The organism is Streptomyces sp. NPDC091287 (genome assembly GCF_044768525.1).
Classification (GTDB): domain Bacteria; phylum Actinomycetota; class Actinomycetes; order Streptomycetales; family Streptomycetaceae; genus Streptomyces.
Map to the genome: position 1 here is coordinate 240133 of NZ_JBIVUV010000015.1, position 12419 is coordinate 252551.

Below are 12419 nucleotides of genomic sequence, written 5' to 3' on the forward strand. Positions count from 1 at the left end.
GGTAGTCAAGCCAGTAGTAGGTAGTAGTAGGGGGAGCAACAGGTGACCATGACGGCCCAAGCGGCAGCCACCGGATCAGGTCGGCAGAGTCACGGGACCCCGTCCGGCAGCGGCACCGGATTCTGCCGGGTCACGGTCGTCGCGCCCGACAGCCGTGTCGACGTGGCCCTGCCCGAGGACATCCCCGTAGCCGATCTGTATCCCGAGATCCTCCGGCTGTCCGGACAGAGCCCCGCTCCCGGCGCACCGGTCGGCTACCACCTGGTGCGCCGCGACGGCACCGTCCTGGACAGCGCCCGTACGCTCGCCGGCCACCGCATTCTCGACGGCGAGCTGCTGTCGATGAGGCCCTTCTCCGAATCACTGCCCCCCGCCGTCTTCGACGACGTGTCGGACGCCGTCGCCACCGCCGTGGCCAAGGACCGCACGCTCTGGGGCGACGCCCTCATGCGCGGAGCCGGCCTCTTCGGCGGCTCCGTCCTGCTGGCGCTGCTCGGCTTCGTGCTGTGGACGGCCGACCCGCGCCACGACATGAACGGCCTGCCCGGGATCCTGGCGGCCGTCGTCGCCCTGCTCCTGCTCGCCTTCGCCTGTGTGCGTGCGCGGGTGTACGACGACCGTGCCTCGTCGATCGCGCTCGGCACCGGCGCCCTGGTGAACGCGGCGGTGGCAGGCTCCGGTCTGCTGCCCCTGAGCGCCGGGCAGGGCATCGGACGGCTGCAGTTCCTGCTCGCCTGTGCGGCGGTCCTGGTCGTGGCGGTCATCCTGATGATCGTCGCGCCCGGCGGGGACGGGCCCTTCGTCGCGTTCGTCTTCGCGAGCGCCGTCGGCCTCCTGGTCACCTTCATCGCGATCCTGAGCGACATGAGGCCGATCGAGGCCGCCGCCGTGTGCTCCCCGCTCGCCGTGGGAGCCCTCGCCTTCCTGCCGGGACTCTCCACCCGCTTCGCCCGGCTGCCCATCGGGTTCGAGCCGCCCCGCACCACGGTCGGTGACTACGGGACCTCCGAGCCCGCGGCCACGGGCCCGGTGGACGCCGTACGCCTCGCCGCCCAGGCGCGGCGCGGCCATGAACTGCTCCTCGGCCTGGTCGGCGGCTGCGCCCTGGTCGCCGTGGCGGCCGCCGCGGTGCTGGGGTTCTCCAACAACGTCTGGGGCCAGCTGCTCGCCCTGGCCACCGGCGTCGCCATGCTGATGCGCGCCCACCTGTTCCGCTACACGGCGCAGGTCGGCTGCGCGCTCGCCGCGGGCCTCGGCTCCCTCGTCCTGCTGGGCCTGGGGCTGTCCCTCAACCCGCCCGTCGCCATGGTGCGCGACGCGCTGGGAGGCGACAGCGCCGCACTCGACATCCGTACGGTGTGGCTCGCCGCCGCGGTCGCCGGGGTCGCCGTCCTGATCACCGCCATCGGCCTGATCGTGCCGCGCAAGGGGGTGACCCCGTTCTGGGGACGCTTCCTGGAGATCGCCGAAACGGTCGTCCTGCTGACCCTGCTCCCGCTCTGCCTCGCGGTCTTCGACGTCTACCACTCGATCCGCGCCCTCACCAGCTGATCATCAGAAAGCGTCAAAGGGCACCGACTGATCACCGAAGGGCACCGGTCGATCAAAGGCGGGCAGCGGCTGACCAGCGGCGGGGCGTGACCCGAATGGCTGGTACTCTGTCCAGTGGCCGTTTGTGTACGCGTCCTCGGATCATCCTGGGGGCTGCGCTCATCGGACCTTCGCCTCCGAGTCACGGAAGCTCCCCTGAGATCAAGACCAGGGGCACTCGTGGGCGCTTCGAACATCAAGAGGAGTACGCGTGCCGCTCGACGCCGCTACGAAGAAGCAGATCATGACCGAGTTCGCCCAGAAGGAGGGTGACACCGGATCCCCCGAGGTCCAGGTCGCCATGCTCTCCCGCCGGATCTCGGACCTGACGGAGCACCTCAAGACGCACAAGCACGACCACCACTCCCGTCGTGGTCTGCTGATCCTGGTCGGCCAGCGTCGCCGCCTCCTGCAGTACCTGGCCAAGAAGGACATCCAGCGCTTCCGTGCGCTCGTCGACCGCCTCGGCATCCGCCGTGGCGCGGCCGGCGGCGCCAAGTAAGGACGCTGTGGAAAGGGAGCGGTTCCCGCGTTTGAGGGGACCGCTCCCTTTGCCGTACGTGCACGACCGGTGTCAAGCTCAGTAACCTGGGTGCAGTGACACCCGCTCGCCCGAGAACGCATCAGCGGGAACGCGCGAGCAAGAACGCAGGAACGCAAGAACGAGGGAGAGGCGCGACGACGCCGCCGCCGGTCCTCGGTAGTGGCCCCCGGGAACATGCCCGGGAGCTTCGATCGAAGACCGGCCCGCATCCACGGTGCGCCTCTCCCGCACCGTCCCCCGCCATACGGGCGTGAGGACGAAAGACGACGAGTATGGAGAAATCACTAGTGGAGAACGAGACCCACTACGCCGAGGCCGTTATCGACAACGGAACCTTCGGCACCCGCACCATCCGCTTCGAGACGGGCCGCCTGGCCAAGCAGGCCGCCGGCTCCGCCGTCGCGTACCTGGACGACGACACCATGGTGCTGTCGGCCACCACCGCTTCCAAGCGGCCCAAGGACAACCTCGACTTCTTCCCCCTCACGGTGGACGTCGAGGAGCGGCAGTACGCGGCCGGCAAGATCCCCGGCTCCTTCTTCCGCCGTGAGGGCCGGCCCTCCGAGGACGCGATCCTCACCTGCCGCCTGATCGACCGGCCGCTGCGCCCCTCCTTCAAGAAGGGCCTGCGCAACGAGATCCAGATCGTCGAGACGATCATGGCGCTCAACCCCGACCACCTGTACGACGTGGTCGCGATCAACGCCGCCTCCTGCTCCACCATCCTGGCGGGCCTGCCCTTCTCCGGCCCGATCGGCGCCACCCGCGTCGCCCTGATCAAGGGCCAGTGGGTCGCGTTCCCGACGCACACTGAGCTTGAGGACGCCGTCTTCGACATGGTCGTCGCCGGTCGCGTCCTGGAGGACGGCGACGTCGCGATCATGATGGTCGAGGCCGAGGCCACCGAGAAGACCATCCAGCTCGTCAAGGACGGCGCCGAGGCTCCCACCGAGGAGATCGTCGCCGCCGGCCTGGACGCCTCGAAGCCCTTCATCAAGGCGCTCTGCAAGGCCCAGTCGGACCTGGCCTCCAAGGCTGCCAAGCCGGTCGGCGAGTTCCCGGTCTTCCTGGACTACCAGGACGACGTCTTCGAGGCGCTCTCCAAGGCCGTCACCTCCGAGCTGACGCAGGCGCTCACCATCGCCGGCAAGCAGGACCGCGAGGCCGAGCTGGACCGCGTCAAGGAGATCGCCGCAGAGAAGCTTCTGCCGGCGTTCGAGGGCCGCGAGAAGGAGATCTCCGCCGCGTACCGCTCGCTGACCAAGAAGCTGGTCCGCGAGCGCGTCATCAAGGACAAGGTCCGCATCGACGGCCGTGGCGTCACGGACATCCGTACGCTCGCCGCCGAGGTCGAGGCCATCCCGCGCGTGCACGGCTCGGCGCTGTTCGAGCGTGGCGAGACCCAGATCCTGGGCGTCACCACCCTCAACATGCTCCGTATGGAGCAGCAGCTGGACACCCTCTCCCCGGTGACCCGCAAGCGCTACATGCACAACTACAACTTCCCGCCGTACTCCGTCGGCGAGACCGGTCGCGTGGGCTCGCCCAAGCGCCGCGAGATCGGCCACGGAGCGCTCGCCGAGCGCGCCATCGTGCCGGTTCTCCCCTCGCGCGAGGAGTTCCCCTACGCGATCCGCCAGGTCTCCGAGGCGCTGGGCTCCAACGGCTCGACGTCCATGGGCTCGGTCTGCGCCTCCACCATGTCGCTGCTGAACGCCGGTGTGCCCCTCAAGGCCGCCGTCGCCGGTATCGCCATGGGTCTGATCTCGCAGGAGATCGACGGCAAGACCCACTACGTCGCCCTCACCGACATCCTCGGTGCGGAGGACGCCTTCGGCGACATGGACTTCAAGGTCGCCGGCACGAAGCAGTTCGTGACCGCGCTCCAGCTCGACACCAAGCTCGACGGCATCCCCGCCTCGGTCCTGGCCGCCGCGCTGAAGCAGGCCCGTGACGCGCGTCTGCACATCCTGGACGTCATGAACGAGGCCATCGACGTCCCGGACGAGATGTCCCCGAACGCCCCGCGGATCATCACCGTCAAGATCCCGGTGGACAAGATCGGTGAGGTCATCGGCCCGAAGGGCAAGATGATCAACCAGATCCAGGAGGACACCGGCGCCGACATCACGATCGAGGACGACGGCACCATCTACATCGGTGCCCAGCAGGGTTCGCAGGCCGAGGCCGCCCGCGCCACGATCAACGCGATCGCCAACCCGACCATGCCGGAGGTCGGCGAGCGCTACCTGGGTACGGTCGTCAAGACCACCACCTTCGGTGCGTTCGTCTCGCTCATGCCGGGCAAGGACGGTCTGCTGCACATCTCGCAGATCCGCAAGCTCGCCGGTGGCAAGCGCGTGGAGAACGTCGAGGACGTGCTCGCCGTCGGCGCCAAGGTCCAGGTCGAGATCGCCGAGATCGACTCCCGCGGCAAGCTCTCCCTCATCCCCGTCGTCGAGGGTGAAGAGGACGAGACGAAGGACGACACCGACAAGTGACGTCCCGTAGTTCCGCGACGACGGCCCGCGCCTCCTCCAAGGCGCGGGCCGTCGCCCGTACCCAAACGCTTCTCAAGGGCAAGGACGGCATCGGCACCGTCCGCCGGACCGTCCTCCCCGGCGGTCTGCGGATCGTCACCGAGACCCTGCCCTCCGTCCGGTCCGCCACCTTCGGCATCTGGGCCAACGTCGGTTCCCGCGACGAGACGCCCACCCTGAACGGCGCGACCCACTACCTCGAACACCTCCTCTTCAAGGGCACCGCCAAGCGCACCGCCCTCGACATCTCCTCCGCGATCGACGCGGTCGGCGGCGAGATGAACGCCTTCACGGCGAAGGAGTACACCTGCTACTACGCGCGGGTCCTGGACACCGACCTGCCGCTGGCCATCGACGTCGTCTGCGACATGCTGACCGGCTCGCTGATCGCCCCCGAGGACGTCGACGCCGAGCGCGGCGTCATCCTCGAAGAGATCGCGATGACCGAGGACGACCCGGGCGACTGCGTGCACGACCTGTTCGCGCACACCATGCTCGGCGACACCCCCCTCGGCCGCCCCGTCCTCGGCACCGTCGACACGATCAACGCGCTGAACCGCGGCCAGATCGCCCGCTTCTACAAGAAGCACTACGACCCCACGCACCTCGTCGTCGCCGCAGCCGGCAACGTCGACCACGCCACGGTCGTACGCCAGGTCCGTAGGGCCTTCGAGAAGGCCGGCGCCCTCTCCCGTACGGACGCCGTCCCCATGGCGCCCCGCGAGGGCTCCCGCACCCTGCGCACCGCCGGCAAGGTCGAGCTGCTGAACCGCAGGACCGAGCAGGCCCATGTGGTCCTCGGCATGCCCGGCCTCGCCCGCACCGACGAGCGCCGCTGGGCCCTCGGCGTCCTCAACACCGCCCTGGGCGGCGGCATGAGCTCCCGCCTCTTCCAGGAGGTCCGGGAGAAGCGCGGCCTGGCCTACAGCGTGTACTCGTACACCTCGGGCTTCGCCGACTGCGGCCTCTTCGGCGTGTACGCGGGCTGCCGCCCGAGCCAGGTCCACGACGTCCTGAAGATCTGCCGCGACGAGCTGGACCGGGTCGCCACGCACGGCCTGGACGACGACGAGGTCGCCCGCGCCATCGGGCAGCTCTCCGGGTCCACCGTCCTCGGCCTGGAGGACACCGGCGCGCTGATGAACCGTATCGGCAAGAGCGAGCTGTGCTGGGGCGAGCAGATGTCCGTCGACGACATGCTCGCGCGCATCGCGGAGGTCACGCCCGACGACGTACGGGCGGTGGCGGGCGAGCTCCTCACCCAGCGCCCCTCGCTCTCGGTCATCGGCCCGCTCAAGGACAAGCAGGCGGACCGCCTCCACGAAGCGGTCTCCTAATCCCTTAAGGAATCAAGATGAGCAAGCTGCGCGTAGCCGTTCTCGGTGCGAAGGGCCGCATCGGCTCCGAGGCCGTCACCGCGATCGAGGCCGCCGACGACCTGGAGCTGGTGGCGGCCCTGGGCCGGGGCGACAAGCTGGAGACCCTCGCCGACACCGGCGCCCAGGCCGTCGTCGAGCTCACCACCCCCGCGTCGGTGATGAGCAACCTCGACTTCTGCGTCCGGCACGGCATCCACGCCGTCGTCGGCACCACGGGCTGGACCGACGAACGGCTCGCGCAGCTGACCACCTGGCTGGACAACTCCCCGGGGACGGGCGTCCTGATCGCCCCGAACTTCTCCATCGGCGCCGTCCTGACCATGAAGTTCGCGGAACAGGCCGCCCGCTACTTCGAGTCCGTCGAAGTCGTCGAACTGCACCACCCCAACAAGGTCGACGCCCCGTCCGGCACCGCCACCCGCACCGCCCAGCTCATCGCGGCGGCCCGCGCCAAGGCGGGCAGCGCACCCCAGCCGGACGCCACCGCCACCGCCCTGGACGGCGCGCGCGGCGCGGACGTCGACGGCGTCCCGGTCCACGCGATCCGGCTCCGCGGCCTGCTGGCCCACCAGGAAGTGCTCCTCGGCGGCGAGGGCGAGACCCTCACCATCCGCCACGACTCCCTCCACCACAGCAGCTTCATGCCGGGCATCCTGCTCGGTGTCCGCCGCGTGGTGACCACTCCCGGCCTCACGTTCGGCCTGGAACACTTCCTCGACCTGAACTGACTGAGCCCCTCATGCGCGCAAAGATCACCTACATCGTCACGGCCGCCGTCCTGGTCTTCTACTTCGTCCTGGTCGGCAGCCGCGGCCTGATGCTCATCCGGCACGGCACGCTGGTCACGGTCACGTTCGGCGTCGCCGTGCTGATCCTGCCGGTGATCGGCGTCTGGTTCCTCTGGAAGAACACCCAGTTCGTCCGCCGCGCCAACGCCCTGGCAGCCGAGCTGGACGCGGAGGGCGGCCTGCCCGTCGACGACCTGGCCCGCACGCCGTCCGGCCGCATCGACCGGGACGCCGCTGACGCCGTCTTCACGAAGCGCCGCGAGGAGACGGAGGACGCCCCGGACGACTGGCGCACCTGGTTCAGGCTGGCGGTCGCCTACCAGGACGCGAGGGACACCCCGAGAGCCCGCAAGGCCATGCAGAGGGCCATCGCCCTGCACCGCTCCACCCCGGCGACCGCTTCGGCCCCGCCGGACGAGCCCGCACCCTCCGGCGCGTCCGACGCCCCCGCACCACCAAGCCCGGCCGCACCCTCCAGCCCGTCCGGCGCTTGAGGACACCAACCAAGCCCGTCCGGCGCTTGAGGACATCCTTCCCGCTGTACGTGAGTGAGCCCGAGACCCCGCCAAGGGCCCCGGGCTCACTCACGTACAGCCGACGGACGACGGCTCACCCGAGCCGATACTCATCCGCCCAGGCCTCCACCGCGTCCGTGGCCCGCTCGAACGCCTCCTCACGCCCGAGGAAGTCCGCGTTGTGGTCGGTGGTCAGCGGCGGCAGCGCCTCACCGCTCTGCCGGACCACGACGAGCGCCTGGCCCTGGACCGTACGGGGAAGACCCATCCACTTCACGGGCTGCTGGACCGTACGAACCGCGGACGTGCCGCTCCAGGCCACCGTGGTGGTCCGGAAGAACGCGACGCGCCGCACTCCGTGGCGGCTGACCCAAGCGCCGACCCGCAGCAGTCGCAGGGCGGCGGCGATCAGCGCACCGGCCACGGCCAGACACACGGTGGCGCCCGAAGGCGCTCCGGCCACACCGATGATCATGGCCGCGAGCAGAACGAACGAGGCCAGCAACAACAGGGTGGCCGCCGCCGCGACCCGCCACGGGCCGGGGCGGTAGGGCCGCCGCCAGCTGTCATGGTCGTCGAACGGCAGCGCGACGTCCTCCGCGCTCGCGTCGAATGCGCGGTCGGCCGTCAGAAAGGGCAGGGGCACGACTCATCCTCACTCACAAGCACGCTCGATTGCTGTGCCCGGTGAGGCTACCGAGAGTGCCACCGGCCCGACCACCCCAGGGGGTCCGTACGAGTCAGCGGCCCTGAGACGCCTCGGACTGCTTGCCGTGCGCGGGGGACTGTTCGGAGTCGAGAGCGGGGAGCCCCAGCAGCAGCGAGCCCACGAGACCGGCTACCACGGTGAGCCCGACGAGGGACCGCCCCAGAAGTTCGGGAACGGTGGCGCGGGTCGAGGGAGGGGGAGTGACATTACTGCGGAATCGGTCGGACTCGGCGACGAACGAGAACGGGACGGCTTCACGCCGGCGGAACATGAGGAAACTCTCCTTGATCTCAGTGACGGGTGCTGCTAATGAGTCAGACGTACGAGAGACCGGATCGGTGCCCGAATCGCCGTACTTGTTGGGGGAACTCCACGAACGGCTGCCCCGAGGTCGGCGCATGCACGCGTGCCAGTGGCCCGTAAAGTGGTCGCCGCCAGAGCGACGCCATTGGAAGGACCCCTGTCGGTGACCGACACCCCCGAACCCGCAAAGCCCCACTTCCGCAGCGACGTCACCGTCGAGCTGGTGAAGAGCGACGCGCGCGACGCGGACGTGCTGTTCGCCGCCCGGGTCTCCACCGCCGGCGAGCAGTCGCTCGAAGAGGTCACCAAGGACCCCGAACGCTCCAAGGGGCTCATCAACTACCTCATGCGGGACCGGCACGGCAGCCCGTTCGAGCACAACTCGATGACGTTCTTCATCAGCGCCCCGATCTTCGTCTTCCGCGAGTTCATGCGGCACCGCGTCGGCTGGTCGTACAACGAGGAATCGGGCCGCTACAGGGAGCTGGACCCGGTCTTCTACGTCCCCGGAACCTCCCGCAAACTCGTCCAGCAGGGCCGCCCCGGCAAGTACGAGTTCGTCGAGGGCACCGAGGAGCAGTACGACCTGACGACCCGCGCCATGGAGGAGTCCTACCGGGCCTCCTACGCGGCGTACCAGGAGATGCTGGCCGCGGGCGTGGCCCGCGAGGTCGCCCGCGCGGTCCTGCCGGTCGGTCTCTTCTCCACGATGTACGCCACCTGCAACGCGCGCTCCCTGATGCACTTCCTCGGCCTGCGCACCCAGCACGAGCTGGCGAAGGTTCCGTCCTTCCCGCAGCGCGAGATCGAGATGGTCGGCGAGCAGATGGAAGCCCACTGGGAGCAGCTCATGCCGCTCACTCATGCGGCCTTCAACAAAAATGGACGGGTAGCCCCGTAGGCGGTGTCCGTATTGCGGCGTTTCGAGAAGTTCATCTAGGCTGATCAAACGGACCCGGCACTGCTTGAACCCCCGAGCAGGCAGTGCCGGGCTCCTCTTCCCCGTCCCCCCGAGGGGACCCCGCGCGCTGAGCAGCGAGTAGCGTGTTACCCATGGCTCCGATCTCCACTCCGCAGACCCCCTTCGGGCGGGTCCTCACCGCTATGGTCACGCCCTTCACGGCGGACGGCGCTCTCGACCTCGACGGCGCCCAGCGGCTCGCCGCCCACCTGGTGGACGCAGGCAATGACGGCCTGATCGTCAACGGCACCACCGGTGAGTCCCCGACCACCAGTGACACGGAGAAGGACCAGCTCGTACGAGCGGTGCTCGAGGCGGTCGGCGACCGAGCGCATGTCGTCGCCGGCATCGGCACCAACGACACCCGGCACAGCGTCGAGCTCGCCCGGACGGCCGAGCGCACCGGCGCCCACGGGCTGCTCGCCGTGACGCCGTACTACAACAAGCCGCCGCAGGAGGGCCTGCTCCGGCACTTCACGGCCATCGCCGACTCCACCGGCCTGCCCGTGATGCTGTACGACATCCCCGGCCGCAGCGGGGTGCCGATCGACACGGAGACACTCGTCCGGCTGGCCGACCACCCGCGGATCGTCGCGAACAAGGACGCCAAGGGCGACCTGGGCCGCTCCAGCTGGGCCATCGCCGAATCGGGACTCGCCTGGTACTCCGGCGACGACATGCTCAACCTGCCGCTCCTCTCGGTCGGCGCGGTCGGCTTCGTCTCCGTGGTCGGCCACGTGGTCACCCCCGAGCTGCGGGCCCTGATCGACGCGTACGTGAGCGGCGACGTCCAGAAGGCCACCGAGATCCACCAGAAGCTGCTCCCGGTCTTCACCGGGATGTTCCGCACCCAGGGCGTCATCACCACGAAGGCCGCCCTGACCCTCCAGGGACTCCCGGCCGGACCGCTGCGCCTGCCGCTGGTGGAGCTCAGCGCCCAGGAGACGGCCCAGCTCAAGATCGATCTCGCCGCCGGCGGGGTACAGCTCTAGACAACGACTTCTTTGAACACGGACTTCACAACTGAACACGCGAGGCGACTCGCATCGAGCACCACCCCAAGACAACAGCAAGTGCACGAATGACATGCGCGCCACGTGCCTCAGCGGTACGTGGCGTGCGTGGTAAGGAGAGTCTTTTGAGTCATCCGCATCCTGAACTCGGTACCCCGCCGAAGCTCCCGAAGGGCGCCCTGCGGGTCACCCCGCTCGGCGGCCTGGGCGAGATCGGCCGCAACATGACGGTCTTCGAGTACGGCGGCCGCCTGCTCATCGTCGACTGCGGCGTCCTCTTCCCCGAGGAGGAGCAGCCGGGCATCGACCTGATCCTTCCGGACTTCACCACGATCCGGGACCGCCTGGACGACATCGAGGGCATCGTCCTCACGCACGGCCACGAGGACCACATCGGTGGTGTCCCGTACCTGCTGCGCCTGAAGCCGGACATCCCCCTCATCGGCTCGAAGCTGACCCTCGCGCTCATCGAGGCGAAGCTCCAGGAACACCGGATCCGCCCGTACACCCTTGAGGTCACCGAGGGCCAGCGCGAGCGCATCGGCGTCTTCGACTGCGAGTTCATCGCGGTCAACCACTCGATCCCGGACGCTCTCGCCGTCGCCATCCGCACCCCTGCGGGCATGGCCGTGGCCACCGGTGACTTCAAGATGGACCAGCTTCCGCTGGACGGCCGTCTCACCGACCTGCACGCGTTCGCCCGGCTGAGCGAGGAAGGCATCGACCTCCTCCTCTCCGACTCCACGAACGCCGAGGTTCCCGGCTTTGTGCCGCCGGAGCGGGACATCTCCAACGTCCTGCGCACGGTCTTCGCGAACGCCCAGAAGCGCATCATCGTGGCGAGCTTCGCCAGCCATGTGCACCGCATCCAGCAGATCCTGGACGCCGCACACGAGTACGGCCGCAGGGTCGCCTTCGTCGGCCGCTCGATGGTCCGCAACATGGGCATCGCCCGCGACCTGGGCTATCTGAAGGTTCCCGCCGGACTGGTCGTCGACGTCAAGACCCTCGACGACCTCCCGGACGACGAGGTCGTGCTGGTCTGCACGGGTTCGCAGGGTGAGCCGATGGCCGCCCTCTCCCGGATGGCCAACCGCGACCACCAGATCCGGATCGTTCCCGGCGACACGGTGATCCTGGCGTCGTCTCTCATCCCCGGCAACGAGAACGCGGTCTACCGCGTGATCAACGGCCTGACCCGCTGGGGCGCCAACGTCGTCCACAAGGGCAACGCCAAGGTCCACGTCTCGGGCCACGCCTCGGCCGGCGAGCTGCTGTACTTCTACAACATCTGCAAGCCGAAGAATCTGATGCCGGTCCACGGCGAATGGCGCCACCTGCGGGCCAACGCCGAGCTGGGAGCCCTCACGGGCGTGCCCAAGGACCACATCGTCATCGCCGAGGACGGGGTTGTCGTCGACCTGATCGACGGCAAGGCCAAGATCGTCGGCAAGGTCCAGGCCGGTTACGTGTACGTCGACGGCCTCTCCGTCGGCGACGTCACCGAGACCTCGCTCAAGGACCGTCGCATCCTCGGCGACGAGGGCATCATCTCGGTGTTCATCGTGGTCGACAGCTCCTCCGGCAAGATCGTGGGCGGTCCCCACATCCAGGCCCGGGGCTCCGGCATCGACGACGGAGCGTTCGTGGCCGTCACGCCGAAGATCCAGGAAGCCCTGGACAAGTCGGCGCAGGACGGCGTGATGGAGCCCCACCAGCTCCAGCAGATGGTCCGCCGGGTCGTCGGCAAGTGGGTCTCCGACACCTACCGCCGACGCCCGATGATCCTTCCGGTGGTCGTCGAGGTCTGACCCCTCACGACTGCCTGACCTGGAGCGGGGCCCTCGATTTGCATCGGGGAGCCCCGCTCCAGTACGTTTACGTCTCCGCCTGAACGGGAAGCACCGCGCGCACTCGTGCGCCTGGAGAACCACCGGAGGGGGCGGGAATTCCGACTCAGAATCTCTGATAAAGTCGGATCCGCCGAAAGGCAAGGCCGCTCCGCAGGCCATCAGAAATCGAATTCGGACCGGAAACGGAACGAAAGAGAGTCTGGTAAAGTCGGACTCGCCGGAAA

Annotated in this window: 11 protein-coding genes; 9 read left to right on the plus strand and 2 right to left on the minus strand. The window is 68.9% G+C overall.

All coding sequences use genetic code 11. The annotated features are described in order from the left end of the window. The first annotated feature begins 48 nt into the window (after positions 1–48). From eccD to ACIQRW_RS25730, 6 genes are all read left to right on the plus strand, one after another. The gene (gene eccD, locus ACIQRW_RS25705; protein WP_403764423.1) at positions 49–1551 is read left to right on the plus strand and encodes a type VII secretion integral membrane protein EccD; all 1503 of its coding nucleotides are present in this window, start codon (positions 49–51) and stop codon (positions 1549–1551) included. A gap of 250 nt (positions 1552–1801) precedes the next feature. Next, on the plus strand, positions 1802–2092 hold the full coding sequence (gene rpsO / locus ACIQRW_RS25710; protein WP_018551846.1) for a 30S ribosomal protein S15: 291 nt from the start codon (positions 1802–1804) through the stop codon (positions 2090–2092). A gap of 329 nt (positions 2093–2421) precedes the next feature. Beyond that, positions 2422–4635 carry a polyribonucleotide nucleotidyltransferase gene (locus ACIQRW_RS25715; protein WP_403764425.1) on the plus strand — a complete coding sequence of 738 codons (2214 nt, stop codon included), beginning with the start codon at positions 2422–2424 and terminating at the stop codon, positions 4633–4635. Continuing rightward, positions 4632–6011 carry a M16 family metallopeptidase gene (locus ACIQRW_RS25720; protein WP_403764400.1) on the plus strand — a complete coding sequence of 460 codons (1380 nt, stop codon included), beginning with the start codon at positions 4632–4634 and terminating at the stop codon, positions 6009–6011. Before ACIQRW_RS25715 ends, ACIQRW_RS25720 begins: the two co-directional genes overlap by 4 nt. A 17-nt stretch (positions 6012–6028) precedes the next feature. Then, positions 6029–6781 (plus strand): 4-hydroxy-tetrahydrodipicolinate reductase, encoded by a 753-nt coding sequence (dapB, locus tag ACIQRW_RS25725; protein WP_403764402.1) that lies wholly within the window; start codon positions 6029–6031, stop codon positions 6779–6781. 11 nt (positions 6782–6792) lie between these two features. Further along, complete coding sequence (locus ACIQRW_RS25730) at positions 6793–7335, plus strand: hypothetical protein (RefSeq protein WP_403764404.1); 543 nt, start codon at positions 6793–6795, stop codon at positions 7333–7335. 115 nt (positions 7336–7450) lie between these two features. Here ACIQRW_RS25730 and ACIQRW_RS25735 read toward each other — a convergent pair whose 3' ends face one another. Next, positions 7451–8002, minus strand: a complete 552-nt coding sequence (locus tag ACIQRW_RS25735) for a hypothetical protein (RefSeq protein WP_403764406.1) — start codon at positions 8000–8002, stop codon at positions 7451–7453. 94 nt (positions 8003–8096) lie between these two features. Then, complete coding sequence (locus ACIQRW_RS25740) at positions 8097–8336, minus strand: hypothetical protein (protein ID WP_069756827.1); 240 nt, start codon at positions 8334–8336, stop codon at positions 8097–8099. A gap of 195 nt (positions 8337–8531) precedes the next feature. Here ACIQRW_RS25740 and thyX point away from each other — a divergent pair, with 195 nt between their 5' ends. From thyX to ACIQRW_RS25755, 3 genes are all read left to right on the plus strand, one after another. After that, positions 8532–9269, plus strand: coding sequence for an FAD-dependent thymidylate synthase (thyX, locus tag ACIQRW_RS25745; RefSeq protein WP_215103001.1), 738 nt, complete (start codon positions 8532–8534; stop codon positions 9267–9269). A gap of 152 nt (positions 9270–9421) precedes the next feature. Continuing rightward, a complete protein-coding gene (gene dapA / locus ACIQRW_RS25750; protein WP_403764408.1) occupies positions 9422–10321 on the plus strand; it encodes a 4-hydroxy-tetrahydrodipicolinate synthase in 900 nt (299 codons plus the stop codon). Positions 10322–10467: 146 nt separating this feature from the next. Then, positions 10468–12153: a ribonuclease J gene (locus ACIQRW_RS25755; RefSeq protein WP_210936229.1), complete on the plus strand. Its 1686-nt coding sequence runs from the start codon at positions 10468–10470 to the stop codon at positions 12151–12153. Positions 12154–12419: the final 266 nt, after the last annotated feature.

What these genes read in the sequence shown, in the direction of transcription:
- eccD (WP_403764423.1), top strand. Translation starts at nt 49, where the DNA reads ATGACGGCCCAAGCGGCAGCCACCGGATCAGGTCGGCAGAGTCACGGG.
- dapB (WP_403764402.1), top strand. Translation starts at nt 6,029, where the DNA reads ATGAGCAAGCTGCGCGTAGCCGTTCTCGGTGCGAAGGGCCGCATCGGC.
- ACIQRW_RS25730 (WP_403764404.1), top strand. Translation starts at nt 6,793, where the DNA reads ATGCGCGCAAAGATCACCTACATCGTCACGGCCGCCGTCCTGGTCTTC.
- ACIQRW_RS25740 (WP_069756827.1), bottom strand. Translation starts at nt 8,336, where the DNA reads ATGTTCCGCCGGCGTGAAGCCGTCCCGTTCTCGTTCGTCGCCGAGTCC.
- dapA (WP_403764408.1), top strand. Translation starts at nt 9,422, where the DNA reads ATGGCTCCGATCTCCACTCCGCAGACCCCCTTCGGGCGGGTCCTCACC.